This is a genomic window from Rehaibacterium terrae, from assembly GCF_014202935.1.
In the GTDB taxonomy this organism is placed as follows: Bacteria; Pseudomonadota; Gammaproteobacteria; order Xanthomonadales; family Xanthomonadaceae; genus Rehaibacterium; species Rehaibacterium terrae.
In genome coordinates, this window is the sequence record NZ_JACHHX010000016.1 from 15,390 (window position 1) to 39,148 (window position 23,759).

At 68.7% G+C, this 23,759-nt stretch carries 28 protein-coding genes; 11 read left to right on the forward strand and 17 right to left on the reverse strand.

Annotated elements, in window-relative coordinates:
* Positions 1–17: 17 nt before the first annotated feature.
* The 5 genes from HNQ58_RS10540 to HNQ58_RS10560 all read right to left on the reverse strand — a co-directional run bounded on the left by HNQ58_RS10540 (position 18) and on the right by HNQ58_RS10560 (position 3,721).
* The gene (locus HNQ58_RS10540; RefSeq protein WP_183948884.1) at positions 18–803 is read right to left on the reverse strand and encodes a succinate dehydrogenase iron-sulfur subunit; all 786 of its coding nucleotides are present in this window, start codon (positions 801–803) and stop codon (positions 18–20) included.
* Positions 804–915: 112 nt separating this feature from the next.
* Positions 916–2,703 (reverse strand): succinate dehydrogenase flavoprotein subunit, encoded by a 1,788-nt coding sequence (gene sdhA, locus HNQ58_RS10545; RefSeq protein WP_183948885.1) that lies wholly within the window; start codon positions 2,701–2,703, stop codon positions 916–918.
* Positions 2,704–2,710: 7 nt separating this feature from the next.
* The gene (gene sdhD, locus HNQ58_RS10550) at positions 2,711–3,094 is read right to left on the reverse strand and encodes a succinate dehydrogenase, hydrophobic membrane anchor protein (protein ID WP_183948886.1); all 384 of its coding nucleotides are present in this window, start codon (positions 3,092–3,094) and stop codon (positions 2,711–2,713) included.
* A complete protein-coding gene (gene sdhC, locus HNQ58_RS10555) occupies positions 3,091–3,498 on the reverse strand; it encodes a succinate dehydrogenase, cytochrome b556 subunit (RefSeq protein WP_183948887.1) in 408 nt (135 codons plus the stop codon). The genes sdhD and sdhC overlap by 4 nt, the downstream gene beginning before the upstream one ends.
* Positions 3,499–3,556: 58 nt before the next feature.
* Positions 3,557–3,721 carry a DUF1674 domain-containing protein gene (locus tag HNQ58_RS10560; RefSeq protein ID WP_183948888.1) on the reverse strand — a complete coding sequence of 55 codons (165 nt, stop codon included), beginning with the start codon at positions 3,719–3,721 and terminating at the stop codon, positions 3,557–3,559.
* 44 nt (positions 3,722–3,765) lie between these two features.
* On the opposite strand from HNQ58_RS10560, the gene ygfZ reads away from it, so the two are divergent.
* Both ygfZ and HNQ58_RS10570 read left to right on the forward strand, forming a co-directional pair.
* Complete coding sequence (ygfZ, locus tag HNQ58_RS10565; RefSeq protein WP_183948889.1) at positions 3,766–4,659, forward strand: CAF17-like 4Fe-4S cluster assembly/insertion protein YgfZ; 894 nt, start codon at positions 3,766–3,768, stop codon at positions 4,657–4,659.
* Positions 4,660–4,776: 117 nt separating this feature from the next.
* Complete coding sequence (locus tag HNQ58_RS10570; RefSeq protein WP_183948890.1) at positions 4,777–5,583, forward strand: phosphate/phosphite/phosphonate ABC transporter substrate-binding protein; 807 nt, start codon at positions 4,777–4,779, stop codon at positions 5,581–5,583.
* Here the strand turns inward: HNQ58_RS10570 and nqrM are convergent.
* Genes nqrM through HNQ58_RS10610 form a run of 8 tightly spaced genes read right to left on the reverse strand, consistent with a single transcriptional unit; the run spans position 5,568 to position 12,791 of the window.
* Positions 5,568–5,801, reverse strand: coding sequence for a (Na+)-NQR maturation NqrM (nqrM, locus tag HNQ58_RS10575; protein WP_183948891.1), 234 nt, complete (start codon positions 5,799–5,801; stop codon positions 5,568–5,570). The two genes, HNQ58_RS10570 and nqrM, sit on opposite strands and share 16 nt — an antisense overlap.
* Positions 5,798–6,826: an FAD:protein FMN transferase gene (locus HNQ58_RS10580; RefSeq protein WP_183948892.1), complete on the reverse strand. Its 1,029-nt coding sequence runs from the start codon at positions 6,824–6,826 to the stop codon at positions 5,798–5,800. Before HNQ58_RS10580 ends, nqrM begins: the two co-directional genes overlap by 4 nt.
* Positions 6,827–6,866: 40 nt before the next feature.
* Entirely contained in the window at positions 6,867–8,099 is a 1,233-nt protein-coding gene (gene nqrF / locus HNQ58_RS10585) for an NADH:ubiquinone reductase (Na(+)-transporting) subunit F (RefSeq protein WP_183948893.1), read from the reverse strand.
* Between the two features lie 13 nt (positions 8,100–8,112).
* Complete coding sequence (gene nqrE, locus HNQ58_RS10590; RefSeq protein ID WP_183948894.1) at positions 8,113–8,733, reverse strand: NADH:ubiquinone reductase (Na(+)-transporting) subunit E; 621 nt, start codon at positions 8,731–8,733, stop codon at positions 8,113–8,115.
* Positions 8,734–8,746: 13 nt separating this feature from the next.
* Positions 8,747–9,415 carry an NADH:ubiquinone reductase (Na(+)-transporting) subunit D gene (locus HNQ58_RS10595; protein WP_183948895.1) on the reverse strand — a complete coding sequence of 223 codons (669 nt, stop codon included), beginning with the start codon at positions 9,413–9,415 and terminating at the stop codon, positions 8,747–8,749.
* A gap of 10 nt (positions 9,416–9,425) precedes the next feature.
* On the reverse strand, positions 9,426–10,205 hold the full coding sequence (locus HNQ58_RS10600) for a Na(+)-translocating NADH-quinone reductase subunit C (protein ID WP_183948896.1): 780 nt from the start codon (positions 10,203–10,205) through the stop codon (positions 9,426–9,428).
* Positions 10,195–11,448, reverse strand: a complete 1,254-nt coding sequence (locus HNQ58_RS10605) for an NADH:ubiquinone reductase (Na(+)-transporting) subunit B (RefSeq protein ID WP_183948897.1) — start codon at positions 11,446–11,448, stop codon at positions 10,195–10,197. The genes HNQ58_RS10600 and HNQ58_RS10605 overlap by 11 nt, the downstream gene beginning before the upstream one ends.
* Entirely contained in the window at positions 11,448–12,791 is a 1,344-nt protein-coding gene (locus HNQ58_RS10610; RefSeq protein ID WP_183948898.1) for a Na(+)-translocating NADH-quinone reductase subunit A, read from the reverse strand. Before HNQ58_RS10610 ends, HNQ58_RS10605 begins: the two co-directional genes overlap by 1 nt.
* A gap of 247 nt (positions 12,792–13,038) precedes the next feature.
* Between HNQ58_RS10610 and HNQ58_RS10615 the strand changes: the two genes are divergently transcribed.
* The gene (locus HNQ58_RS10615; RefSeq protein WP_183948899.1) at positions 13,039–13,494 is read left to right on the forward strand and encodes a CBS domain-containing protein; all 456 of its coding nucleotides are present in this window, start codon (positions 13,039–13,041) and stop codon (positions 13,492–13,494) included.
* On the forward strand, positions 13,484–14,032 hold the full coding sequence (locus HNQ58_RS10620; RefSeq protein ID WP_183948900.1) for a flavin reductase family protein: 549 nt from the start codon (positions 13,484–13,486) through the stop codon (positions 14,030–14,032). The genes HNQ58_RS10615 and HNQ58_RS10620 overlap by 11 nt, the downstream gene beginning before the upstream one ends.
* Positions 14,033–14,075: 43 nt before the next feature.
* Here HNQ58_RS10620 and HNQ58_RS10625 read toward each other — a convergent pair whose 3' ends face one another.
* The 3 genes from HNQ58_RS10625 to HNQ58_RS10635 form a co-directional block, all read right to left on the reverse strand.
* Positions 14,076–16,340 (reverse strand): thiamine pyrophosphate-dependent enzyme, encoded by a 2,265-nt coding sequence (locus HNQ58_RS10625; RefSeq protein ID WP_183948901.1) that lies wholly within the window; start codon positions 16,338–16,340, stop codon positions 14,076–14,078.
* 143 nt (positions 16,341–16,483) lie between these two features.
* The gene (locus tag HNQ58_RS10630; protein ID WP_183948902.1) at positions 16,484–17,647 is read right to left on the reverse strand and encodes an acyl-CoA dehydrogenase family protein; all 1,164 of its coding nucleotides are present in this window, start codon (positions 17,645–17,647) and stop codon (positions 16,484–16,486) included.
* 142 nt (positions 17,648–17,789) lie between these two features.
* Positions 17,790–18,473, reverse strand: coding sequence for a glycine zipper 2TM domain-containing protein (locus HNQ58_RS10635; protein ID WP_183948903.1), 684 nt, complete (start codon positions 18,471–18,473; stop codon positions 17,790–17,792).
* Positions 18,474–18,630: 157 nt separating this feature from the next.
* On the opposite strand from HNQ58_RS10635, the gene HNQ58_RS13465 reads away from it, so the two are divergent.
* Both HNQ58_RS13465 and HNQ58_RS10645 read left to right on the forward strand, forming a co-directional pair.
* Positions 18,631–18,843: a DUF6116 family protein gene (locus HNQ58_RS13465; RefSeq protein ID WP_183948904.1), complete on the forward strand. Its 213-nt coding sequence runs from the start codon at positions 18,631–18,633 to the stop codon at positions 18,841–18,843.
* On the forward strand, positions 18,827–19,594 hold the full coding sequence (locus HNQ58_RS10645) for a TatD family hydrolase (protein WP_183948905.1): 768 nt from the start codon (positions 18,827–18,829) through the stop codon (positions 19,592–19,594). Before HNQ58_RS13465 ends, HNQ58_RS10645 begins: the two co-directional genes overlap by 17 nt.
* 7 nt (positions 19,595–19,601) lie before the next feature.
* On the opposite strand, the gene HNQ58_RS10650 is transcribed toward HNQ58_RS10645, so the two are convergent.
* Positions 19,602–19,937: a HesB/IscA family protein gene (locus tag HNQ58_RS10650; protein WP_183948906.1), complete on the reverse strand. Its 336-nt coding sequence runs from the start codon at positions 19,935–19,937 to the stop codon at positions 19,602–19,604.
* Positions 19,938–20,074: 137 nt separating this feature from the next.
* Between HNQ58_RS10650 and asnS the strand changes: the two genes are divergently transcribed.
* The 5 genes from asnS (at position 20,075) to HNQ58_RS10675 (ending at position 23,712) form a co-directional block, all read left to right on the forward strand.
* A complete protein-coding gene (asnS, locus tag HNQ58_RS10655; protein ID WP_183948907.1) occupies positions 20,075–21,475 on the forward strand; it encodes an asparagine--tRNA ligase in 1,401 nt (466 codons plus the stop codon).
* Positions 21,476–21,487: 12 nt separating this feature from the next.
* Positions 21,488–21,775, forward strand: coding sequence for a hypothetical protein (locus tag HNQ58_RS10660; RefSeq protein WP_183948908.1), 288 nt, complete (start codon positions 21,488–21,490; stop codon positions 21,773–21,775).
* Between the two features lie 192 nt (positions 21,776–21,967).
* Positions 21,968–22,264: a hypothetical protein gene (locus HNQ58_RS10665; RefSeq protein WP_183948909.1), complete on the forward strand. Its 297-nt coding sequence runs from the start codon at positions 21,968–21,970 to the stop codon at positions 22,262–22,264.
* A 19-nt stretch (positions 22,265–22,283) separates the two neighbouring features.
* Positions 22,284–22,919 (forward strand): FMN-binding negative transcriptional regulator, encoded by a 636-nt coding sequence (locus HNQ58_RS10670; RefSeq protein WP_183948910.1) that lies wholly within the window; start codon positions 22,284–22,286, stop codon positions 22,917–22,919.
* A gap of 4 nt (positions 22,920–22,923) precedes the next feature.
* Positions 22,924–23,712: an SDR family oxidoreductase gene (locus HNQ58_RS10675; RefSeq protein ID WP_183948911.1), complete on the forward strand. Its 789-nt coding sequence runs from the start codon at positions 22,924–22,926 to the stop codon at positions 23,710–23,712.
* Positions 23,713–23,759 lie beyond the last annotated feature (47 nt).

The following is a 23,759-nucleotide window of genomic DNA, read 5'->3' on the forward strand; positions in this document are numbered from 1 at the left end:
AACATGGCAGCGTGGCGTCAGCCCCGCCGCTGCAGCATCAGCTTCTTGATCTCGCCGATCGCCTTGGCCGGGTTCAGACCCTTCGGGCAGGTCCGGGTGCAGTTCATGATGGTGTGGCAGCGGTACAGGCGGAACGGATCTTCCAGCTCGTCCAGGCGCGCGCCGGTATCCTCGTCGCGCGAGTCGACGATCCAGCGGTAGGCCTGCAGCAGGATCGCCGGACCGAGGTAGCGGTCGCCGTTCCACCAGTAGCTCGGGCAGGAGGTCGAGCAGCACGCGCACAGGATGCACTCGTACAGGCCGTCGAGCTTCTTGCGGTCCTCCGGCGACTGCAGCCGCTCCTTGTCCGGCGGCGGCGCGCTCTGGGTGCGCAGCCACGGGCGGATCGAGGCGTACTGGGCATAGAAATGGGTCAGGTCGGGCACCAGATCCTTCACCACCGGCATGTGCGGCAGCGGGTAGATCGGCACCTCGGCCTTGCCGCAGTCCTCGATCGCCTTGGTGCAGGCGAGCGTGTTGGTGCCGTCGATGTTCATCGCGCACGAGCCGCAGATGCCCTCGCGGCAGGAGCGGCGGAAGGTCAGTGTCGGGTCGATCTCGTTCTTGATCTTGATCAGCGCGTCAAGAACCATCGGCCCGCAACTGCCCAGATCCACCTCGTAGGTGTCCACGCGCGGGTTGGCACCGTCTTCCGGGTTCCAGCGGTAGACCTTGAAGGTACGCACCTTGCCCTTCGGGTTCTTCGCCGGGAAGTGCTTGCCCTGGGTGACCTTGGAGTTCTTCGGGAGAGTGAATTCGGCCATTGCCTGGATCCGGGATTCGGAATTCGGTATTCGGGGTTCGTGACAGCGGGACGGAAACGGCCGGCAAGCCTGCTTTGGCGGAACCGGGATCCCGTATCACGAATCCCGGCTGTCAATATGTCCGGGCCTTGGGCGGCACCGGCTCGACGTCCTTGCTGAGCGTGTACATGTGGACCGGGCGGTAGTCGATCCGGGTGTCACCCTTCTCGTCCACCCAGCACAGGGTGTGCTTGTGCCAGTTCACGTCGTCGCGCTCGGTATAGTCCTCGCGCGCGTGGGCGCCGCGCGACTCCTTGCGGTTCTCGGCCGAGACCATCGTCGCTACCGCCTGGCCGAGCAGGTTCTGCAGCTCCAGCGTCTCGATCAGGTCGGAATTCCAGATCAGGGAGCGGTCGCTGACCTTGACGTCGGCGAAGCCGGCGTGCACTTCGCGGATCTTCTTCACGCCCGCGATCAGCGTTTCGCCGGTACGGAACACGGCCGCATGCTCCTGCATCACGCGCTGCATGCGCAGGCGCAGCTCGGCGGTTGGCGTACCGCCGTTGGCGTGGCGGACGCGATCGAGGTTGGCCAGCGCCTTGTCGCAGGCCGAAGCCGGCAGGGTCTTGTGCGGCGCGCCCGGGCGGATCGTCTCGGCGCAGCGGTTGGCCACCGCGCGACCGAACACCACCAGGTCGAGCAGCGAGTTCGAACCCAGACGGTTGGCGCCGTGCACCGACACGCAGGCGGCCTCGCCGATGGCATACAGGCCCGGGACCACGGTGTCGGGGTCGCCGTCCTTCAGGGTCACGACCTCGCCGTGGTAGTTGGTCTGCAGACCGCCCATGTTGTAGTGGACGGTCGGCAGCACCGGGATCGGCTCCTTGGTCACATCGACGCCGGCGAAGATCCTGGCCGTTTCGGCGATGCCCGGCAGGCGCTCGTGGATGACCTCGGGCCCCAGGTGCATCAGGTTCAGGTGGATGTGGTCGGCGTGCTCGCCGACGCCACGGCCCTCGCGGATTTCGATCGTCATCGCGCGGCTGACCACGTCGCGCGAGGCCAGGTCCTTGGCGTTCGGGGCGTAGCGCTCCATGAAGCGCTCGCCCTTGGAATTGGTGAGGTAGCCGCCCTCGCCGCGCACGCCCTCGGTGATCAGGCAGCCGGCGCCGTAGATGCCGGTCGGGTGGAACTGCACGAACTCCATGTCCTGCAGCGGCAGACCGGCGCGCAGCGCCATGCCGCCGCCATCACCCGTGCAGGTGTGCGCGGAGGTGGCCGAGAAGTAGGCGCGACCGTAGCCGCCGGTGGCCAGCACGGTGCCGTGGGCACGGAACAGGTGCAGTTCGCCGCTGGCCATGTCCAGCGCCAGCACGCCGCGGCAAACGCCCTCCTCGTCCATGATCAGATCGAGCGCGAAGTACTCGATGTAGAACTCGGCCGAGTGCGCCAGCGACTGCTGGTAGAGCGTGTGCAGGATGGCGTGGCCGGTGCGGTCGGCGGCGGCACAGGTACGTTGCGCGGTACCCTTGCCGTAATGCGTGGTCATGCCGCCGAACGGACGCTGGTAGATCCTGCCGTCCTCGGTGCGCGAGAACGGCACACCGTAGTGCTCCAGCTCGATGATGGCCGGGATCGCCTCGCGGCACATGTATTCGATGGCGTCCTGGTCGCCCAGCCAGTCCGAACCCTTGATGGTGTCGTAGAAGTGGAAGCGCCAGTCGTCCTCGCCCATGTTGCCGAGCGCGGCCGAGATGCCGCCCTGCGCGGCGACGGTGTGCGAGCGGGTCGGGAACACCTTGCTGATGCAGGCGGTCTTCAGACCCTTCTGGGCCAGGCCGAAGGTGGCGCGCAGGCCGGCACCGCCGGCGCCGACGACGACCATGTCGTACTTGTGCTCGTGGATCTTGTAGGCGGTCATGGCGTGCTCAGGCGGTAAAGACGATGCGGCCGATCGCGATGAAGGCGAGCACGGCGGCGAACAGGCAGGCGAAGCGCACGACGAGCTGCAGCGCGATTTCGAGCCAGCGGGTGTGGACGTAGTCCTCGATCACCACCTGCAGGCCGAGCTGGGCGTGCCAGAACAGTGCGCCGACGTAGATCGCCAGCAGCGAGGCGGTGACCGGCTGCGCGAGCGTCAGCCGCACGGTCTGGTAATCGGCGCCGACCAGCGAGACCAGCGTGTAGACGAACCACGGTGACAGCAGCGCCAGCGCCACCGCGGTGACGCGCTGCAGCCACCAGTGGTGGACGCCGTCCTTGGCCGCGCCGAGGCCGCGGGCGACGGCGAGCGGGTTGCGAAGATGGCTCATGCCGCACCTCCGGTGAGCGCCAGCGTCCAGATCAGCGCGGTGAACAGCACGGTGAGCGCGGCGACCGTGTAGCCGCTGGCGTAGAGCTTCGGGATTTCGTAACCCCAGCCGATGTCCCACAGCAGATGACGGATGCCGTTGAGCAGGTGGTAGACGATCGACGCGGTGAAGCCGAACAGCGCCAGCTTGCCGAGCGGCGAGGCGGCGCAGGCCATGAACGTCGTGTAGCTGTCGCCGCCGGCCGCCAACGCATGCAGCCACCACGCCACGCCGAAGGCACCGAACGAGAGGACCACACCGGTGGCGCGATGCGCGATGGACATGACCATCGTGATCTGCCAGCGGTAGACCTGAAGGTGCGGGGAAAGGGGTCGCTGTATAGCGTGACGTTCGCGCGTCGCCATGGCTGTCCGGAGGCTGGTGGCTGGTCGGAAGAGTCGCGGATGCGGCGTGGAAGCTGCGTCAGAAATCGATGCAGCGGCCGTTCTTCTCCCAGTCGCCGTAGCGCGTCGGCTCGGGGCCGTCGCGACCGCCGATCTCCACCGGGCGCGTGGCCTCGTCGCGCGTCGCGACGGGAACGGCCGGAGCCTGATCGGACTCGGTCGGGATGGGAGTTTCGCCTATCATGCGCGACTCGGGATCAAAGCCCGTCAAGGGTAGCTCGCACCCCCATGTCTTTCAACCTGAACCCATCGTCAACAGCCCTCCCTGCGGTCTCGGGCTTCACCTTGCTGTCGATCGAGGGCATCGATGCGACCGCCTTCGCGCAAGCCCAGTTCACCACCGATGTCGCCGCGCTGGCGCCGGGCCATTGGCATTGGAGCGCCTGGCTCACACCGAAGGGCCGCGTGGTCGCCGTGTTCGCGCTGCTCAAGCTCGACCCACGGACGCTGCGGCTGCTGCTGCCGGATTTTCCCGCCGCCGAACTGGCCGCGCGGCTGCAACGCTTCGTGTTCCGCAGCAAGGTCGCGCTGACCCCATGCGCGGACGTCGCGGTCTGCGCCGATCTCGACGGCAGCAGACTGCCGGCGCCGCACGCCCCCGCGGCGCTGCTCGGCCGACCGGACGCGGGGCTGGTGCTGGACTTCTCCGCCGCCGGCGGCACGCGCCGGCTAGTCCTGCTGCCGGCCTCGCACCCGGCCGTCGGCGGCGGCGATCCCGACGCGGACGCCGCCTGGCGGCTGGCCGACCTGCGCCACGGCCTGCCGCGACTGGCGCCGACACAGGTCGAGGCCTGGACGCCGCACATGCTCTCGCTCGACCGGCTGGCCGCCTTCAGCGTGAAGAAAGGCTGCTACCCAGGACAGGAAATCGTGGCGCGCACGCACTTCCTCGGCCAGGCCAAGCGCGGACTGGTCCGCCTGCGCGCCGCCGCGCCGCTGCCGCCCGATGGCGAGGTCCTGGCCCGGGACGGCACCGCGCTCGGCCGGATCGTGAGCGTGGCGGCGGACGGTGCCGGCTGCGAAGCGCTCGCCGTCCTGCCGCAGGAGGCCGCCCATGACGCGCTGCGGGTCGGCGGGGTCGCCGCCGAGCCGCTGCCGCTGCTCGACGGCCTGGCGCGCTGAGCGGCCGCCGCCAACGCGGGCGCGCGCCCGCATGTGATCCGCATCACACGGCATTGCGGCGCTGCATTTGGCGGACGTGGGGATTTCTGCTATTCACGCTGTCGGGAGGAATCCGACATGAACCGACACTCCGGCCTGCTGGCCGCCTTCGCGCTGATCCTTGCTTCGGGCCAGGCCTTGGCCGAGACCTACACGGTGTCGGTCGAGCCGAGCTATCCGCCGGCGCAGGCCGAGGAGGTCTACCGCCCCCTGCTCGACTATCTGGGCAAGGCCACCGGCCACCATTTCGTGCTCTCGGTCCCGCGCAACTACCACCTGCTGTGGCGCGACATCCGCGCCAACGCCGAGGTCCATTTCGCATTCGAGGAAGCGCACCTGACCGACTACCGCGCCAGCCGCTTCGGCTTCCAGCCGCTGGCCCGGACGGCCGAGACCACCAGCTACGCCCTGATCGCCCAGCCAGACGTGGCGCGGCGCGGGGTCGAGGGACTGGTCGGCTACCGTGTGATCAGCATGCCCTCGCCCAGCCTGGGCTACGCGCTGCTAGGCGAGCTCTACCGCAACCCGGTCGCGCAGCCCGACGTGCAGTCGGCGGCGGCCTCCTGGCGCGACGGCGTGGAAATGATCTTCTCCGGCGAGGCCGAGGCGGCGATGGTGCCCTCGCACATCGCCCAGCTCTACCCCAACCTGGAGCCGGTGCACCGCACCCGCAGTTTTCCGGGCAGCGCGTTCTCGGCGTCTCCGGCGGTGCCGGAAGAGGTGAAACAGGCGGTGCGTGAGGCGCTGCTGCGCCTGCACGAGGATCCGGAGCTGTTCGACGTGCTCACCGAGCTCGGCGCCAGCCGCTTCGAACCGACCGATGCCGCCGAGTACCGCGGCCACGAGCGGATGCTCAGCGGCTTCTTCGGCTACGAGTCACGCTGAGACGAGCCCCCCCGGGACAGGCCGGCATCGTCGCGCGCCGCCTCGCAGCGCTCCGGCTTGCCGCCGCAGATGCCGCATTCGCCCTGTACGCCGAGCGCGCCCAGGCCGCCGCACGAACCCTTCACCGGCTCGCGGCCGAACATCACGCCGATGGCCATGCCCGCGAACAGCAGGCCCACCAGCACCACGGTGACGAGGATCGTGAGCAGTACGGTCATGGCGCCCGTTCCAGATAGCGTGCGAAGGCGGGGGTCATCCGCTCGGCGACCGAATCACCCTCGCGTACGAGCAAGAGTACGGCCAACCCGCGCGCCTCGGCAAACGCATACCCCTCCTCCGGCCCGAGCACGGTCAATGCCGTGGCCAGGGCATCGGCCCGCAGACAGCTCTCGTCGATCACCGTGACCGACACCAGCCCGTGCGCCACCGGACGACCCGAGCGCGGGTCGATGGTATGGGAAAACTCGCGGTCGCCGTCGCGGAAGAAGTTGCGGTAGCTGCCGGAAGTGGCCACGGCGCGGTCGCCGGGTTCGATGATCGTGTGCACGTCGCGGGTGCCCGGCACTGGCCGCTCGATCGCCACCCGCCAGCCGCTACCGTCCGGCTTGCGGCCGAACAGACGCATGTCACCGCCGATGTCGACCAGGGCGGCCGCCACGCCGCGCGCCGCGAGATGTTCGGCGATGCGGTCCACCGCATCGCCCTTGGCGATCGAGGACAGGTCCAGATAGACACCGCCGGGCTGCACCAGCGTGCGCGTGGCGGCGTCGAAGCGCAGCCGTTGCCAGCCGACCCGCTCGCGCATGGCGGCGATCGCCGCGTCCTCCGGCGCGCGGTCGCGATGGCCGTCCGGGCCGAAACCCCACAGGTTCACCAGCGGGCCCACGGTCGGGTCGTAGGCGCCACCGGTGTCCTCGGCCAGTGCCAGCGCCGCCGCCAGCACCCGTGCGAAGTCCTCCGACACGGTCATTGCCGTGCCGGCCGGGGCGCGGTTGAAGCGGGTGATCTCCGAGTCGTCGCGATAGGTGCTCATCTGCGCATTCGCCGTCTCCAGCAGCGCCTCGATCTCGGCGCGCAGCCGCGGCACGGTGACATCGGCCGGCAGGCCGGCCAGTCGCACGGTCCAGACTGTCCCCATGGTCGGCCCGGACAGCGTATGGACCTGCGGCGGCGGCGCGCAGGCGGCGAGCAGCAGCATCGCGACGAGCGCGAGACGGGCGACGGACGAACGGAAGCGGCGCATGCGGCCAGCCTACTACGGACGCACGGCGCGGAGGCCGCGCTCAACCACCGAAGTCATCGAACAGAATGTTCTCCGGCTCCACACCGAGGTCGTGGAGCATCTTGCGCGTGGAGGCCAGCATCATCGGCGGGCCGCACAGGTAGTACTCGCAGTCCTCGGGGGCCGGATGGTCCTTGAGGTACTGCTCGTAGACGACGTTGTGGATGAAGCCGGTGAAGCCCGTCCACTCGTCCTCCGGCAGCGCATCCGAAAGCGCCAGATGCCACTCGAAGTTGTCATGCTCCTCGGCCAGCCGGTCGAAATCCTCGATGTAGAACGCCTCGCGCAGCGAACGGGCGCCATACCAGAAGCTGATCTTGCGCTTGCTCTTGAGCCGCTTGAGCTGGTCGAAGATGTGCGAACGCAGCGGTGCCATGCCGGCGCCACCGCCGATGAAGACCATCTCGGCCTGGGTGTCCTTGGCGAAAAACTCGCCGAACGGGCCGAACACCGTCACCTTGTCCCCGGGCTTGAGCGAGAACAGGTAGCTGGAAACGATGCCCGGCGGAATCCCCTTGCTCCCCGGCGGCGGCGTCGCGATACGGATGTTGAACTTGAGCACGCCGCGCTCCTCGGGGTAGTTGGCCATCGAGTAGGCGCGCACCACCTCGTCCTGCTCGTTCCTGAGCTCGAGCTTGAACAGGTCGAACTTCTCCCAGTCGGCGCGGTACTTGTCGGGAATGTCGAAGTCGCGGAAGCGGACCATGAAGCGCGGCGCCTCGACCTGCATGAATCCGCCGGCGCGGAAATCCACGTCCACGCCTTCCGGCAACCTGAGCACCAGCTCCTTGATGAAGGTGGCGACGTTGTGGTTCGACACCACCTCGCACACGAGCTTGTGGACGTCGAAGAACTCCTCCGGCACGCGGATCTTCATGTCGTGCTTGACCGCGACCTGGCAGGACAGCCGCCAGCCCTCGCGTATCTCGCGCCGGGTGAGCTTGTCCTGTTCGGTAGGCAACACGTCGCCACCACCTGCGAGCACCTGACACTTGCACTGCCCGCAGGTGCCACCGCCGCCGCAGGCCGATGACAGGAAGATGCCCTCGGCCGCCAGCACGCCGAGCAGCTTGCCGCCGGGCGAGACCTCCAGCCGCTTGTCCGGCTCGTCGTTGATCTCGATCACGACGTGACCGCCAGGGATCAGCTTGGCCCGCGCGGCCAGGATCACCAGCACCAGCAGCAGCACCACGCCGGTGAAGGTCAGCACGCCGAACAGGATCTCGAAGGCCATCGCTCCCCTCCCTTCAGAGCTGGACGCCCGCGAAAGACATGAAACCCAGCGACATCAGCCCGACCACGATGAAAGTGATGCCCAGGCCCTTGAGCCCGTCCGGGACGTCGGAGTACTTGAGTTTTTCGCGGATGGCGGCCAGCAGCACGATCGCCAACGCCCAGCCGGCACCGGCGCCGAAGCCGAACACGACGCTTTCGCCGAAGTCGTAGTGGCGCTCGACCATGAACAGGCTGGCGCCTAGGATGGCGCAGTTGACCGTGATCAACGGCAGGAAGATGCCCAGTGCGTTGTAGAGCCGCGGCACGTGCTTGTCGAGCAGCATCTCCAGGATCTGCACCAATGCCGCGATGACGCCGATGTAGCTGAGCAGGCCGAGGAAGCGCAGGTCCAGCCGTTCCAGCGCGGGGATGCCGGTCCAGGCCAGAGCGCCGGCATCGAGCAGGCGGTGCAGGATCAGGTTGTTCAGCGGCACGGTCAGGGTCAGCACCACGGTCACCGCGATGCCGAGACCGAGCGCCGTCTCGACCTTCTTGGAGATCGCCAGGAAGGTGCACATGCCGAGGAAGAAGGCCAGCGCCATGTTCTCGACGAACACCGCGCGGATGAACAGGCCGAGATAGTGCTCGAACATGACCGCCTCCGCCTCAGATCGTGTCGCTTGCGCGGGTGTTTGGCGCGATCGAGAACTGCTCCTTCTCGACCTGCTGTGGCTTCCATGCGCGCAGCAGCCAGATGAAACCGCCGATCAGGAAGAAGGCGCTCGGGGGAAGCAGCATCAGGCCGTTGGGCTGGAACCAGCCGCCCTCGGCGACCGGAGTGAGCAGGCGAACGCCGAACAGGCTGCCCGAGCCCAGCAGTTCGCGCGAGAAGCCGACGAACAGCAGCACCACCGAATAGCCCAGCGCGTTGCCCAGGCCGTCGACAGCCGACAGCCAGGGCGGATTCTGCATCGCGAAGCCCTCGGCGCGGCCGAGGATGATGCAGTTGGTGATGATCAGCCCGACGAACACCGACAGTTCACGGCTCAACGCGTAGGCATAGGCGCGCAGCACCTGATCGACCACGATCACCAGCGAGGTGATGATGGTCATCTGCACGATGATGCGAATGTTGGCCGGGATATGCGTGCGGATCGCGCTGACGAAGAAATTCGACAGGGTCAGCACGAAGGTCACCGCCAGGCACATGGTCAGCGTGGCGTTGAGGTTGGTGGTGATCGCCAGCGCCGAGCAGATGCCCAGGATCTGCAGCGCGATCGGATTGTTGTCGAAGATCGGCTGGAACAGCGCGTCCTTGGTGGTCAGCTTGGCCATGCCCGTTTCCTCATTCGTTGCCGCCCGCGGCGAGCCGCTCGCGCAGACCGTCCAGGTACGGCCCGAAGCCGTTCTCGCCGATCCAGAAGCGCACCAGGTTGTTGACGCCACGGGTGGTCAGGGTGGCACCGGAAATCCCGTCCACCTTGTGCGCGGCGGCAGGATCACCCTCCGGCACGGCGCCCTTGAGCACCTCGATCGCCAGCCGCCCCTCGTCGTCGTACAGCCGCTTGCCCACCCAGCGCTGCTGCCAGCGCGGGTTGTCGATCTCGCCGCCCAGACCGGGCGTCTCGCCGTGCTCGTAGAAGCTCAGGCCGGCGACGGTGTCCAGATCCGGCTCCAGTGCGATGAAGCCGTACATCGTCGACCACAGGCCGTAGCCGTGGACCGGCAGGATCACCCGGGTGAGCTCGCCTGCCTCGTTGCGCGCCAGATACACCTCGGCCACCTTCGGCAGATGGCGGATGCCGGCCGGATCCTCGGCCAGGCGCCGCCCCTGGGCCGGATCCCGCGCGGCCAGGTACTGGTCGTAGTCGTCCGGACGCTCCACGTAGCGGCCGGTCTCCAGTTCGACGAAACGGCGCTCGATGTTGCGGAAGGCGGCGCGCACGTCCAGCCCCGGCAGATACATGCCGGCCGTGCGCAGGATGTTGGCCTGGCGATGGAGCTGCCGGTTCTCGCGCTGCAGCGGCTGCAGCGTCACCGCCGCGGTCGACACCACCAGCGCACACACCAGGCAGACCAGGAAGGCCACCCGCAGGGTATTGGCAATCGACTCCTTAGTGGCCATCGGACGCCTCCCGCAGTCGCCGCTGGCGCCGGCGGATGTTGGCCTGCACCACGAAATGGTCGATCAGCGGCGCGCACAGGTTGCCGAACAGGATCGCCAGCATCACGCCTTCCGGGAAGGCCGGGTTCACCACCCGGATCAGCACCGTCATCATCCCGATCAGCGCACCGAACACCCACTTGCCGGCATTCGTCATCGACGCCGAGACCGGGTCGGTGGCCATGTACACCAGGCCGAAGGCGAATCCGCCCAGGGTCAGGTGCCAATACCAGGGCATGGCGAACATCGGATTGGTCTGGCTGCCGATCCAGTTGAACACCGTCGCCAGGAACATCATTCCCAGCAGCATGCTCAGCATGATCCGCCACGAAGCGATCTTGGTCGCCGCCAGCACCAGGCCGGCGAGCGCGATCAGCACGGTGGACGTCTCGCCTATCGAGCCCTGGATGCCGCCGAGCGCAGTCTGCATCCAGCTCAGGTCGACCCCGGCGGCGGCGGCCGCGTTGGCGCCCAGACCGACGCTGAAATCGAGCTCACCGGCCGCCGCCAAGGCCAGCGGTGTGGCGCCGGTGAAGCCGTCCACCGCGGTCCAGACATCGCCGGACATCTGCGCCGGGTAGGCGAAGAACAGGAAGGCGCGCCCGACCAGCGCCGGGTTGAGGAAGTTCTTGCCGGTGCCACCGAACACCTCCTTGCCCACCACCACGCCGAACGAGATGCCGAGGAACACCTGCCACAACGGGATCGTCGGCGGCAGGATCAGGGTGAACAGGATGCCGGTGACGAAGAAGCCCTCGTTGACCTCGTGGCCGCGCTTCCAGGCGAACAGGCCTTCCCAGATGAAACCACCGAGGTAGGTGACGATGAAGATCGGCACGTAATACACCGCGCCGTGCAGCAGGTTGGCAGCCAGGCTCAGATGATCGAATCCGGTAAGCGCGGCCACCAGCTCACTGCGCCAGCCGGGGATCGGGCTGTAGCCGAACTGGGTGATCTGCAGATTGGCCTGGTAGCCGGTGTTGTACAGACCGAAGAACAGCGCCGGCAGCGCGCACAGCCAGACCGTCATCATCACCCGCTTGAGGTCGATGCCGTCGCGCACGTGGGTCGGCCCGCGGGTGGTGCTGGCCGGGCTGTACAGCATCGTGTCGAACATCTCGTAAAAGACGTAGAAACGATGCAGCCGCCCCCCCTCGTGGAAGTGCGGGGCGATGCGGCGGTCGATGAAGGCACGAAGACCCATCAGCCCTCCGTCTCGATGCGGGTGAGGTTGTCACGCAGGATCGGCCCGTATTCGTACTTGCCGACGCACACGTAGCTGCACAGCGCCAGATCCTCCTCGACCAGCTCCAGCGCGCCCAGCGCCTGCGCGGTTTCGGTGTCGCCCACGATCAGCGCGCGCAGCAACTGGGTGGCCAGGATGTCCAGCGGCATCACCTGCTCGTACTGCCCGAGCGGCACCATGGCCCGCTCGCTGCCATTGGTGGAGGCACTGAATTCGAAGCGCTTCCACGGCATCAGCCGCGACAGGTAGATGTTCAGCACCGAGTGCCTGTTCAACCCCGGCGACAGATAGCCGAGGAAGCGCCGCTCGCGCCCCTCGTGCAGCACGCTGACCTGGTTGTGCAGCCGCCCGAGCCAGCCGGTCGCGCCACGGGCGATGCGGCCGTTGAACACCGAGCCGGACACGACATGGCTCTCGCCGGGCTTGAGCTGGCCGCCGATGAGATCCTCGACGTGCGCGCCGACCCGGGTGCGCAGCAGGCGCGGATCCCGCACCAGCGGCCCGGCCAGCGCGATCACCCGCTCGCTGTGGATGCGGCCGGTGGTGAACAGCTTTCCGAACGCGATCACGTCCTGGTAACCCACGACCCAGACGGTTTTCTTTGGCCCGACCGGGTCGAGGAAGTGGATGTGGGTTCCCGGGTTGCCGGCCGGATGCGGACCGGCGAAGGATTCCTCGCGAACCTGCCCTCCGGCGAACGAGGGCAACCGTGATCGCGCCGCACGACAGACCCAGACCGTGCCTTCGGTCAGGCGTGACAATACGGCCAGCCCGTCGCGGAAGGCGTCGAGCTGCTCGCCGATCACCACATCGGGATCGGGCGCGAGCGGATTGGTGTCGATGGCCGGCACGAAGATCGAGTGGGGCACGCTGTCAGGCGCCGGCACCTTGCCGAACGGACGGGTACGGATCGCCGTCCACTCGCCCGACCTCAGCAGCTGCTCGCGAACGGCCTGCCGGTCCAGCTTCGCCAGTGCGCTGCGGGTATGCGCCTGGAAGGTCACTTCCGCATCGCCTTCCAGCGCGATCACGAGCGACTGCATGAAGCGCCGCTCGCCGCGGTTGATGGCGGTCACCACGCCGGCCCCCGGGGCGGTATACAGCACGCCCGGCAGTTTCTTGTCCTCGAACACCGGCTGGCCGCGGGCGACCCGCTCGCCCTCCTCGACCAGCAGGGTCGGCTTCATGCCAGGGTAATCGGCCCCCAGCAGGGCCACGGAATGCACGTGGGGGCCGCGTTCGATCTCCTGCCGCGGCGCACCGGCGATCGGCAGGTCGAGTCCCCGTCTGATCCTGATCACACCTCCAGCCTCCGCTTCGAACGCCGAGGCAACGCCACGGCCGCACGTTCCGGCAACGGTAACGGTAATGGGAGTGCGGAACAGGAACGTCCGCACTCCCCCGCGCCTCTCCCGCGCTCCGGCCGGAGAGGCCTGAAACAGTCGAGCAGCTATCTTGGCTGCGACCTTAACCATGGCCCCGGTCGCTGTCCAGACCGCGCGCGCCGCGCGCTATGCTTGCGGACACGCCATCGTGGGAGGCCAGGAGATGGAAACCATCCTTCGCACCGTACTGCAGGAAAAGGCCGAACTGCTGGCCGACAAAGGCGGCATCCTGTACTGGGTCGAACCCTCCGCGCCGCTGCGGGAGGCGACCCGCCTGATGGACGAGGCCCATGCCGGCTGCGTGCTGGTGATGGAGCAGGGCGAGCTGGTCGGGCTGCTCAACGAGCGCGACGTGGTCGTGGGCCTGTCGCGGCACGGCCCGGAAGTCGCGGACATGGCCGTCCATGCATTGATGACACCGCGTCCGTTCACCGTCCCGCCCTCCATGACCGTCGAACAGGCCCTGGTGCAGTGCACCGACCGGCGCGTGCGTCACTTGCCGGTCGTCGACGGCGGTGAACTGCTGGGCCTGATCTCCATCGGCGACCTGGTGCGCTTCGTGGTCAAGGACAAGGAGCGCACCATCGCCAACCTGATCGACTACATCCATGGCCCATGAGCGGGCCGCGCCGAACGGGGAGACCGCCACGGCGGCCCCGCCACACGACCCGGCCGGCGCCGGCGCGGGCGGTGTCGACGCGCGCCGCCTGCGCGACGCCCTCGGCCGCTACGCCACGGGCGTGGCCATCGTCACCGCCCGCGCCGGCGACGGCCGGCCCGTCGGCATGACGGTGAACAGCTTCGCCGCCGTGTCGCTGGCGCCGCCCCTGGTGCTGTGGAGCGCGCAGCGCGGCGTCCCGCCCTATGACGCATTCGCCGTTGCCGACCACTACGCCGTGCATGTGCTGCATGCCGGCCAGCAGGCGCTGTCGGACCGCTTCGCCACGCCCGGCATCGACCGTTTCGCCGGACTCGCACCGCTCGACGGCCTGGCCGGGCTGCCACTGCTGGCCGACTATGCCGCACGCTTCCAGTGCGCGGTCGAGCACCGCTACGACGGCGGCGACCACCTGATCCTGGTCGGTCGCGTGCTGGCCGTCGACGCGCGTCCGGGCGAGCCGCTGGTCTATCACGCCGGCCGCTACCACCGGCTGTGACCCGGTCCGGCAGGCACGGCCTGCGCCGCGACCCGGGGAAGCTTCAGGCCAGCGCGGCGGCGGCGGCGGCGATGTCCGCCTCCGACGGCAGCACCAGCAACGCTGCGCCGGCCAGCGGCGTGTAGGTGTCGGCGCCGACCACCCGGCGCAACGGCTTGCCGCCCAGGCCGCCCTCGACCAGCGCGGTGACGATGCCCTCGCCCACACCGGCGCTGCGGCGGCCCTCGTCGACGACGAGGATGCGCCGGGCCGTCTTCGCCTGCTCGACGATGAAGGCCTCGTTGAGCGGCACCAGCCAGCGCAGGTCCACCACGCGCACCTTCCAGCCACGCTCGGCTTCGAGCTGGCGCGCGGCGCGAAGGCTCATCGGCACGCCGTTGCCGAAGGTGAAGACCACCAGATCGTCGCCCTCGCCGTAGACCTTGCCCTCGCCGAGCGGGATGGCGCGGTCCGGCTCGGGATAGCCGGTCAGCCAGCCGCCGTCGCCGGGCTCATACAGATCCTTGGTCATGTACAGCGCGATCGGTTCGAGGAAGGCGCAGACGCGGCCGTCCACCTTCGCCAGCGCCGCCAGCGTGCGCAGCATCATCGCCGCGTCGTCGCCGCGCGACGGGCAGGCCACCACGAGGCCGGGGATATCGCGCAGCGCGGCGATCGAGTTGTCGTTGTGGAAGTGCCCACCGAAACCCTTCTGGTAGCCGAGCGAGGCGACCCGCATCAGGATCGGGTTGCGGTACTGGTCGTTGCTGAAGAACTGCAGCGAGCAGGCCTCGCCGCGAATCTGGTCGCAGGCGTTGTGGAAGTAGGCCAGGTACTGGATCTCGGGAATCGGCAGCATGCCCATGTTGGCGTAGCCCTGGGCCAGGCCGAGGATCATGGTCTCGTCGAGCAGGGTGTTGAACACGCGGTTGCCGCGGAAGGTCTTGTACAGCCCCTTGGTGACCGTGTACACGCCGCCCTTCTGCGCCACGTCCTCGCCGAACAGCAGCGACTCGGGATACTTGGCCATCAAGTCGTGCAGCGCCTGGTTGATCTGGATGGCGAGGTGCCGCGGCGGCTGCTTCTCGGGCAGCCTGTCCTCGCCGCCGAACACCCTGAGCCGGGCCTCGGCGTAATCGGCGCGCACGGCCTCGGCATTGACCGCATCGGGTGTGTACGGCGCCAGCGGCGCGACCACCTCGGCGAGCGTCGTCAGCTTCGGCCGGCGGTCGGCCTCTTCCGCGGCGGCGAAGCACTTGCCGCGGATTGCCTCGTACTGCGCCAGCACCTCGTCCCTGGTCATCAGCCCCGAGGCCAGCGCGATCTCCGCCGAGCGCAGCAGCGGGTCGGTGGCCTCGACCGCCACCAGTTCCTCGATGCTGCGCCACTCGATCTCGAAGTCGGTGCCGGCGTGGCCCATGATGCGCGTGGTGCGCAGGTGCAGGAAAGTCGGCCGACGAGTGCGGCGGCAATGCTCGACGGCGGCGGCGACCTGCGCGTAGCCGGCGGCAAGGTCGAGACCATCGGCGTGGAAGTAGTCGAGGTCGCGGCGGCCGGAGAAGTTCTGCGCTATCCAGCCGCCCGGCGTCTTCACCGAGATGCCGATGCCGTTGTCCTCGCAGACGAACAGCACCGGTGCCGGCAGCTTCTGGTAGGCGGTCCACGCCGCGGCGTTGAACGCGGTCTGGGCGGTGGCGTGGTTGCTCGACGCATCGCCGAACGAGCAGATCACGATGCTGTCGCCCGGCACCAGCAGCGCGTGGCCGATGCGCTGCGCCTGCTCGATGGCGATCGCCGTTCCCAATGCCTTGGGCAGGTGCGAGGCGATGGTCGAGGTCTGCGGCAGCACCCACAGCGGCTTGCTGCCCCAGACCTTGTGGCGGCCGCCGGAGGCCGGGTCGTCCTTGCTGGCGGCGAAGCTCAGCGCCGAATCCATGATCGGATCCATCCCCGGCAGCTTGCGGAAGCGCTCGGCCATGAAGCCACCGCTGCGGTAATGCAGGAAGGCCGGATCGGTGTGGCGCGTCAGCCGCGCCACCATCGCGTTGCCCTCGTGGCCGGAGCTGCCGATGGTGTAGAAGACCTTGTTCTGCACCCGCAGCACGCGCGCCATCAGGTCGAGGTGGCGCGAAATCAATTGCGACTCGAACAACTCCAGGAACGCGGCGGCGCTGAGCGCGCTGCCCGGCAGCACGGCCTCGTGCGGCGCCGGCTTCGGCAGCACCTCGCCGTCCCAGCCGCGGACGAACTCGGTGAAGTTGCGGTCGCAGATCTCGGCGCGGTTGAGGCCCTTCATGCGGGCCGGGATCGGGTGCGGGATCGAAGCCATGTCGATGTCGGTGCTCGCAAACAGGACGGTAGCCCGCAGGGGCTGACAGTGGACGATCGAGGCGGCGGCGCGGACGGCCCAAAGCGGACCGCAAGCTGTGCCGGCGCCGGCGGCGGCCGCGCGGTGGCCGATGTCCGCAGGGTCTAGAACGCGTTGATGCCGGTGACCTCGCGGCCGACCACCAACTGGTGCACGGTCTCGGTGCCCTCGTAGGTGATCACCGATTCGAGGTTGAGCGCGTGGCGGATCGGCGAGTGCTCGGTGGTGATGCCAGCGCCGCCGAGGATGTCGCGCGCCTCGCGGGCGATGTCCAGCGCCATGCGCACGTTGTTCCACTTGGCCAGCGACACCTGGGTGGGCTGCATGGTGCCGGCGTCCTTCAGGCGGCCCAGCTGCAGCGAGAGCAACTGCGCCAGGGTGATGCGCCGGGCCATGTCGGCCAGCTTGAGCTGCACCGCCTGGGTGGCGGCGATCGGGCGGTCGAACAGCACCCGCTCCATGGCGTAGTCGCGCGCCTCGGTGAAGCAGGCGATGGCCGCGCCGATCGGGCCCCAGGTGATGCCGTAGCGGGCCTGGGTGAGGCAGCCCAGCGGCCCCTTGAGACCCTTCACGTTCGGCAGGCGGTTGGCCTCCGGCACGCGCACATTGTCGAGGAACAGCGCCGAGGTCACCGAGGCGCGCAGGCTCATCTTCCTGTGGATCTCCTGCGCGCTGAAACCGGGCGCATCGGTCGGCACGATGAAGCCCTGGATGCCGTCCTCGGTCTGCGCCCAGACGATGGCGATCTGGGCGAGGTTGCCGTTGGTGATCCACATCTTGGCGCCGTTGATCACCCAGTCGCCGCCGTCCTTGCGGGCGTGGGTCTTCATGTTGGCCGGGTCGGAGCCGCCGTGCGGCTCGGTCAGGCCGAAGCAGCCGATGACTTCGCCGGCAGCCATGCGCGGCAGCCACTGCCGCTTCTGCTCCTCGGTGCCGTAGGCGTAGATCGGGTACATGCACAGCGAGCTCTGCACCGAGACGAAGCTGCGGATGCCGGAGTCGCCGCGCTCCAGCTCCTGGCAGATCAGGCCGTAGCTGACCGCGTTCAGGCCGGCGCAGCCGTACTCCTCGGGCAGCGACGAGCCGAGCAGGCCGAGCGAGGCGATCTCGGGGATCAACTCCTTCGGGAAGCGGCCCTGGTCGAAGCAGTCGCCGATGATCGGCAGCACGCGCTCGTCGGTGAAGCGGGCGACGGTGTCCTGCACCGCGCGCTCTTCTTCGCTGAGCAGGGATCGGACGTCGTACAGGTCGGTCGGGTTCAGGGCCATGGGCTCGCCACTCGGGGGCTGGGACGGGAAAAGCGCGATTCTACCCGTCGCCCCCACCCCGGCCCACCCCGCCGCCGGTTGCCCGAAATGACACGGGGCCGGCGATGGCCGGCCCCGTGGGCTCGTGCAATGTCCGCAGGCGTCAGCCCTTGCCGCCGCCCTGGGCCACGATGACCACGCCGTTCTCGACCGGCAGACGCTTGCCCGGTTCCTCGTCCATGCGGATCGTGCCGACCTGGTCCTTGTAGCGCCAAGTCACGTCGTAGCCGACGATCTGGTCCTTCTCGCCCATCGGCAGGCGCTTGCCCGGTTTCTTCTCGGTGCGCATCTGGCCGACCTGGCCATCCAGGTTGTAGGTCACGTCGTAACCGATGGTCCTGGTCTGCGGCTCGGTCACCATCTGGCAGACCCGTTCGGTGCGGGTTTCGACTCGGCGCTCCTGCTGGTTCTCCTGGATCTTGCGGCCGGCATAGGCGCCGCCCGCCGCGCCGGCCACCGTGGCCAGCTTGCGGCCGCTGCCGCCGCCGACCTGGTTGCCGATCAGGCCGCCGACGACCGCACCGGCCACCGTGCCGGTGACCTTGTTCGGGTCCTTGGGCTGCACCTGGTACTCGACGACACGATCCTCGCAGACCTCACGATTGCCCTCGATGGTCTGGGTCACCGGCGTGGCGCTGACCACGTCGGCAAACAGCTGCACACGCTCGGTGACCGGCGTGACCTCGATGACCTCGGCGTACTCGCCCTGGTTGATGCGCTGGTAGGCCGCGAAGGCGACACCGCCCGCGAGCACCGCCGCGATGGCCACAACAAGCGTCTTGTTCATGCTGTCCTCCCTTGATGCGGGCCCTGCCCGCTGCCGGATGCGAGACCATTCCAGCAAGGGCAAGCTGAACACAGTCCAATCAATCCTGAATGCTGTTCAGGTTTCAGCCGGCAGGCGCGCTTGGCTATCCTGCCCCCCTTCCCGTCAGGATCGTGTCGTGCCGAATCCGCTGCTCGTCCCACTGCTGCGCTTCGCCCGCCGGCTGCGCTTTCCGACGCTGTTCTTCGTCACCGCGACCCTGTTCGTGGTGAACCTGTTCATCCCCGACCCGATCCCGCTGATCGACGAGCTGCTGCTGGGCCTGGCCACCCTGCTGCTGGGCTCGCTGCGGCGACGCAAACGGCCCCCCGGCGATGCGACTGATCGATAGCCACAGCCACTTCGACGTCGCCGACTTCGACGCCGACCGCGCCGAGGTGCTGGCCCGCGCGCAGGCCGCCGGCGTGGCGGCACAGGTCGTGCCGGCGGTGCAGGCGGCCACCTGGCCCACGCTCAAGGCGGTGTGCGCGGCGCATCCAGGCCTGCACGCCGCCTATGGCCTGCACCCGATGTACCTGCCGGCGCATCGCCCCGAGCATCTCGCTGCCCTGCCCGGCTGGATCGAGCGCGAGCGCCCGGTGGCGGTGGGCGAATGCGGGCTGGATTTCCACGTCGAGGGGCTGGATGCCGACACCCAGCGGCACTACTTCGTCCGCCAGCTGGAGATCGCCCGCGACTTCGGGCTGCCGGTGATCCTGCACGCGCGCCGCGCCGTGGAGGAAACGATCGCCACCCTGCGCCGCATCGGCGGCCTGCGTGGGGTGGTGCACAGCTTCTCCGGCAGCCAGGAGCAGGCACGTCAGCTCTGGCAGCTGGGCTTCCACCTGGGGATCGGCGGGCCGGTCACGTACGAGCGCGCGCAGCGCCTGCGCCGGCTGGTCGCCGCCATGCCGCTGGACCAGCTGCTGCTGGAAACCGACTCGCCCGACCAGCCGGACGCCGGCTGGCGTGGCCGGCGCAACGAGCCGGCCCGCCTGCGCGACGTGCTGCGGGTGGTGGCGGCGCTGCGCGGGGAAAGCGAGGAACGGATCGCCGAGGCGACCACCGCGAACACGGCGCGGCTGTTCGGCCTGCCGGGCTGAGGCAGGCTCAGGCCGCCGCGTCGGTGGTGAAGCTCTCGCCGCAGCCGCAGGCCGCGGCCACGTTGGGGTTCTCGAACGCGAACTGGTGGTTCAGTCCCTGGCGCACGTAGTCGATGCGGGTGCCATCGACCAGCGGCAGGCTGTCGGCATCGACCAGGATGGTGACGCCTTCGAACTCGAACGCGGTATCGCCCTCGCGGCGGGCGTCGGCGATGTCCACCACGTAGCCCCAGCCCGAACAGCCGGTGCGCTTGACGCCGAAACGCAGACCGGCGGCCAGCGGAGACCGGGCCAGGAAGCGGCGGACATGGTCGAGCGCGGCAGGGGTCAGGGTGATGGCCATCGTGCGATGTTCCCGGCAGGGTGCGTTGCGGGCCGGATTATAGCGGCGGGCGCATGAAGCCCGGCCCGCTCATCCGCTATGCTACGGCGCTTGTCCACCTGCTGTCAGGTGGAGCCAACTTCCCGGAGATTCAAGACATGGCGGTGGTCAGCGTCCAGCAGGCGCTGTCGGGGGCGGTCGCCCCGGGCAGCGAGATCACGGTGCGCGGCTGGGTGCGTACCCGGCGCGATTCCAAGGCGGGTCTGAGCTTCGTCAATCTCAGCGACGGCTCCTGCTTCGACCCGATCCAGGTCGTGGCGCCGAACACGCTGCCCAATTACGAGGACGAAGTCCGCCACCTCACCTCCGGTTGCGCCGTGATCGCCACCGGCACGCTCACCCCCTCGCAGGGCCAGGGGCAGGCGTTCGAGGTGCAAGCGAGCCGGATCGAGGTGGTCGGCTGGGTCGACGACCCGGAGACCTACCCGATCCAGCCCAAGCCGCACTCGCTGGAGTTCCTGCGCGAGGTCGCCCATCTGCGTCCGCGCACCAACCTGTTCGGCGCGATCACCCGCATCCGCCACTGCCTGGCGCAGGCGGTGCATCGGTTCTTCCATGAGAACGGCTTCTTCTGGATCAACACGCCGATCATCACCACCTCCGATGCCGAGGGCGCCGGACAGATGTTCCGCGTATCCACCCTCGACCTGGCCAACCTGCCGCGCGACGACGAGGGCGAGGTGGATTTCTCGCGCGACTTTTTCGGCAAGGAAGCCTTTCTCACCGTCTCGGGCCAGCTCAACGTCGAGGCCTACTGTCTGGCGCTGAGCAAGGTCTACACCTTCGGCCCGACCTTCCGCGCCGAGAACTCCAACACCGCGCGCCACCTGGCCGAGTTCTGGATGATCGAGCCGGAAATCGCCTTCGCCGACCTGAACGACGACGCCAACCTGGCCGAGGCCTTCCTCAAGCATCTGTTCCGCACCGTGCTCGACGAGCGCATGGACGACATGAAGTTCATCGTCGAACGGGTCGAGAAGAACGCGATCGCGCGGCTGGAGAACTTCCTCGCCTCGCCGTTCGAGCGCATCGACTATTCCGAGGCGATCACGCTGCTGCAGAAGTCGGGGAAGAAGTTCGAGTTCCCGGTCGAGTGGGGCCTGGACCTGCAGACCGAGCACGAGCGCTGGCTGACCGAGGAGCACGTCGGCCGCCCGGTGGTGGTGATGAACTACCCCGAGCAGATCAAGGCCTTCTACATGCGCCTGAACGACGACGGCAGGACGGTCGCCGCGATGGACGTGCTGGCCCCGGGCATCGGCGAGATCATCGGCGGCTCGCAGCGCGAGGAGCGGCTGGACGTGCTCGACGCGCGCATGGCGCAGTTCGGCCTGGATCCCGCGCAGTACCAGTGGTACCGCGACCTCCGCCGCTACGGCACGGTGCCGCACGCCGGCTTCGGCCTCGGCTTCGAGCGGCTGGTGGTGTACGTCTGCGGTCTGAGCAACATCCGCGACGCCATCCCCTACCCGCGCGCCCCCGGCCACGCCACCTTCTAAGAGGGCGGCGCGATGGCGGAACTGCTCTGGCTGCTGATCGCCCTGGCCCTGGCCATCTCCGGACTGAGCGGTTACGCCATCTTCGGGCCGCTCACCTACCGCCACCTGCAGGACCGGCAGCGAGTGGTCGGCGAGTCGGCCTTCGATCCGGCCTTCCTGCGCTGGATCCTCGCGGCGCGCTACCGCTACCACGGCGACCCGGTATTGCCGACGCTGGCGACGCCGGCACGCTGGCTGCTCGCCACCTGCCTGCTGGGCGCCGCCGGCGTGCTGGCCTGGCTGGTGTGGCGGGCGGTTTGAGGTCCTGGACTCGGGAAAGAGCGTTTCAGAAACGTCATCCCCGCGACAGCGGGAATCGCGGGACTTGCCCGCAAACTCGTATCTCAGGCGCCCCCGCTTTCACGCGGATGGCGATGCTGCGATGCTTGTCCGCCATCCCCGGCCCGGCATTGCGGGGGCGCCGGCGTCACTGACACAGACCCGAGAGACACGATGAACGATCAATGGTGGGTGGCCTCGCTGGGCACGACGCTGGTCTGGGCGCGCCTGCGCGTGCTCGACAGCGGCACGGCCGAGGTCTTCGACTGCGACGGCAACACCCTGACCTACGACAGCCAGGACAGCGCCCACGCGGCGCTGCTGGATGCCGACTTCTTCGCCTACGACGGACTGGACGAGGACGACGCCCGCGCGCTGGGCTTTGACCTCGCCACCGTCTCGCCACCGCAGGCCGAGAGCGACGAGGCCCTGCGCGAACTGATGGTCCAGACCCCACCGCGCAAGCACTGACACGCCCCGGCCCGCGCCGATGTACATGCCCCGCGCCTTCGCCGAAGCCGACCTCGCCGGACTCGACCGGCTGGTCGAACGCGACCCCTTCGTCAGCCTGATCACCAGCGGCAGCGACGGCCTGCCCTTCGCCAGCCACCTGCCAGTGCTGTACCGGCGCGCGGGCGACCAGGTGCTGCTCGAAGGGCACTGGGCCCGCCCCAACCCGCAGGCCCAGCACGCCGGCCCGGCGCTGGCCATCGTCCACGGCCCGCACGCCTACATCTCACCGGGCTGGTATCCGGACAAGAAGGACCTGCCGCGCGTGCCGACCTGGAACTACGCCGTCGCGCACCTGTACGGCACGCTGGAGACTTTCGACGACAGCACCGCGCTGGCCGATCTGGTAGACCGGTTGAGCCTGCGCTTCGAGACTCTCGTCGGCAGCGGCTGGCGCTTCGAGCACGATCGCCCAGACCATGTCTCGCAGCTGCGCGGCATCGTCGGCTTCCGCTTCCGCGCCGAGCGCATCGAGCTCAAGTTCAAGCTCAACCAGAACCACCCGGAAGCCAATGTCCGCAACGCGGCCGCCGCCCTGCAGGCATTGCCGGGCGATAATCCGCGGCAGGTCGCCGCCCTGATGCTCGACCGGCTGGCGCGGCGTACCACGGAGTAAGACGATGGATCTCGACCTCACCGGCAAGCATGCCCTGGTCTGCGGCGCGTCCGAAGGCATCGGCCGCGCCACGGCGCACGAGCTGGCGCTGCTCGGCGCCGATGTCACCGTGCTGGCACGCCGCCAAGATACACTGCGCGAAGTCGTCGACGCACTGCCACGCCCGTACCCGACCCAGCGCCACGGCTGGATCGCCGTGGACATGGACGACACCGCCGCGCTCAAGGCCAAGGTCGAGGCGCTGGTCGCCACCGACCCGGTGCAGATCCTCATCAACAACAGTGCCGGCCCGCCGGGTGGTCCGGCGCACCGCGCCGACACCGAAGCCTATCTGGCGGCCTTCCGCCGCCACCTGATCGGCGGCCAGGTGATGCTGCAGGCCGTGCTCGGGGGCATGAAGACCGCCGGCTACGGCCGTCTGGTCAACGTGATCTCGACCTCGGTGAAGGAGCCGATCGCCAACCTCGGCGTTTCCAACACCGTGCGCGGCGCGGTCGCGAGCTGGGCCAAGACGCTGGCCAGCGAGCTGGCGCCGTTCGGCATCACCGTCAACAACGTGCTGCCCGGCTTCACCGAAACCGGGCGTCTGGCCAGCCTGATCGCCGCCAATGCCCAGACCAGCGGCAAGAGCGAAGACGCCATCGCCCAGGCCATGCTGGCCGGCGTGCCCGCGGGCCGTTTCGGCAGGCCGGAGGAGACCGCCGCCGCCATCGCCTTCCTGTGCTCGCCGGCCGCGGCCTACATCAACGGCGTCAACCTGCCCGTCGACGGCGGCCGCACCCGCTCGCTGTAGCCGGACGACACAAACCGCGCGCCACGCATGCCGGGCACCGGCACCTG

Coding starts and splice junctions, on each gene's coding strand:
- HNQ58_RS10595 (WP_183948895.1), bottom strand. CDS start 9,415: ATGGCCAAGCTGACCACCAAGGACGCGCTGTTCCAGCCGATCTTCGAC.
- HNQ58_RS10675 (WP_183948911.1), top strand. CDS start 22,924: ATGGATCTCGACCTCACCGGCAAGCATGCCCTGGTCTGCGGCGCGTCC.
- HNQ58_RS10625 (WP_183948901.1), bottom strand. CDS start 16,340: ATGGCTTCGATCCCGCACCCGATCCCGGCCCGCATGAAGGGCCTCAAC.
- nqrM (WP_183948891.1), bottom strand. CDS start 5,801: ATGACCGTACTGCTCACGATCCTCGTCACCGTGGTGCTGGTGGGCCTG.
- HNQ58_RS10580 (WP_183948892.1), bottom strand. CDS start 6,826: ATGCGCCGCTTCCGTTCGTCCGTCGCCCGTCTCGCGCTCGTCGCGATG.
- nqrF (WP_183948893.1), bottom strand. CDS start 8,099: ATGGCCTTCGAGATCCTGTTCGGCGTGCTGACCTTCACCGGCGTGGTG.
- HNQ58_RS10615 (WP_183948899.1), top strand. CDS start 13,039: ATGGAAACCATCCTTCGCACCGTACTGCAGGAAAAGGCCGAACTGCTG.
- nqrE (WP_183948894.1), bottom strand. CDS start 8,733: ATGTTCGAGCACTATCTCGGCCTGTTCATCCGCGCGGTGTTCGTCGAG.
- HNQ58_RS10665 (WP_183948909.1), top strand. CDS start 21,968: ATGAACGATCAATGGTGGGTGGCCTCGCTGGGCACGACGCTGGTCTGG.
- ygfZ (WP_183948889.1), top strand. CDS start 3,766: ATGTCTTTCAACCTGAACCCATCGTCAACAGCCCTCCCTGCGGTCTCG.
- sdhA (WP_183948885.1), bottom strand. CDS start 2,703: ATGACCGCCTACAAGATCCACGAGCACAAGTACGACATGGTCGTCGTC.
- sdhD (WP_183948886.1), bottom strand. CDS start 3,094: ATGAGCCATCTTCGCAACCCGCTCGCCGTCGCCCGCGGCCTCGGCGCG.
- HNQ58_RS10620 (WP_183948900.1), top strand. CDS start 13,484: ATGGCCCATGAGCGGGCCGCGCCGAACGGGGAGACCGCCACGGCGGCC.
- HNQ58_RS10660 (WP_183948908.1), top strand. CDS start 21,488: ATGGCGGAACTGCTCTGGCTGCTGATCGCCCTGGCCCTGGCCATCTCC.
- HNQ58_RS10635 (WP_183948903.1), bottom strand. CDS start 18,473: ATGAACAAGACGCTTGTTGTGGCCATCGCGGCGGTGCTCGCGGGCGGT.
- HNQ58_RS10670 (WP_183948910.1), top strand. CDS start 22,284: ATGTACATGCCCCGCGCCTTCGCCGAAGCCGACCTCGCCGGACTCGAC.
- sdhC (WP_183948887.1), bottom strand. CDS start 3,498: ATGGCGACGCGCGAACGTCACGCTATACAGCGACCCCTTTCCCCGCAC.
- asnS (WP_183948907.1), top strand. CDS start 20,075: ATGGCGGTGGTCAGCGTCCAGCAGGCGCTGTCGGGGGCGGTCGCCCCG.
- HNQ58_RS10600 (WP_183948896.1), bottom strand. CDS start 10,205: ATGGCCACTAAGGAGTCGATTGCCAATACCCTGCGGGTGGCCTTCCTG.
- HNQ58_RS10560 (WP_183948888.1), bottom strand. CDS start 3,721: ATGATAGGCGAAACTCCCATCCCGACCGAGTCCGATCAGGCTCCGGCC.
- HNQ58_RS10650 (WP_183948906.1), bottom strand. CDS start 19,937: ATGGCCATCACCCTGACCCCTGCCGCGCTCGACCATGTCCGCCGCTTC.
- HNQ58_RS10570 (WP_183948890.1), top strand. CDS start 4,777: ATGAACCGACACTCCGGCCTGCTGGCCGCCTTCGCGCTGATCCTTGCT.
- HNQ58_RS10540 (WP_183948884.1), bottom strand. CDS start 803: ATGGCCGAATTCACTCTCCCGAAGAACTCCAAGGTCACCCAGGGCAAG.
- HNQ58_RS10645 (WP_183948905.1), top strand. CDS start 18,827: ATGCGACTGATCGATAGCCACAGCCACTTCGACGTCGCCGACTTCGAC.
- HNQ58_RS10605 (WP_183948897.1), bottom strand. CDS start 11,448: ATGGGTCTTCGTGCCTTCATCGACCGCCGCATCGCCCCGCACTTCCAC.
- HNQ58_RS10630 (WP_183948902.1), bottom strand. CDS start 17,647: ATGGCCCTGAACCCGACCGACCTGTACGACGTCCGATCCCTGCTCAGC.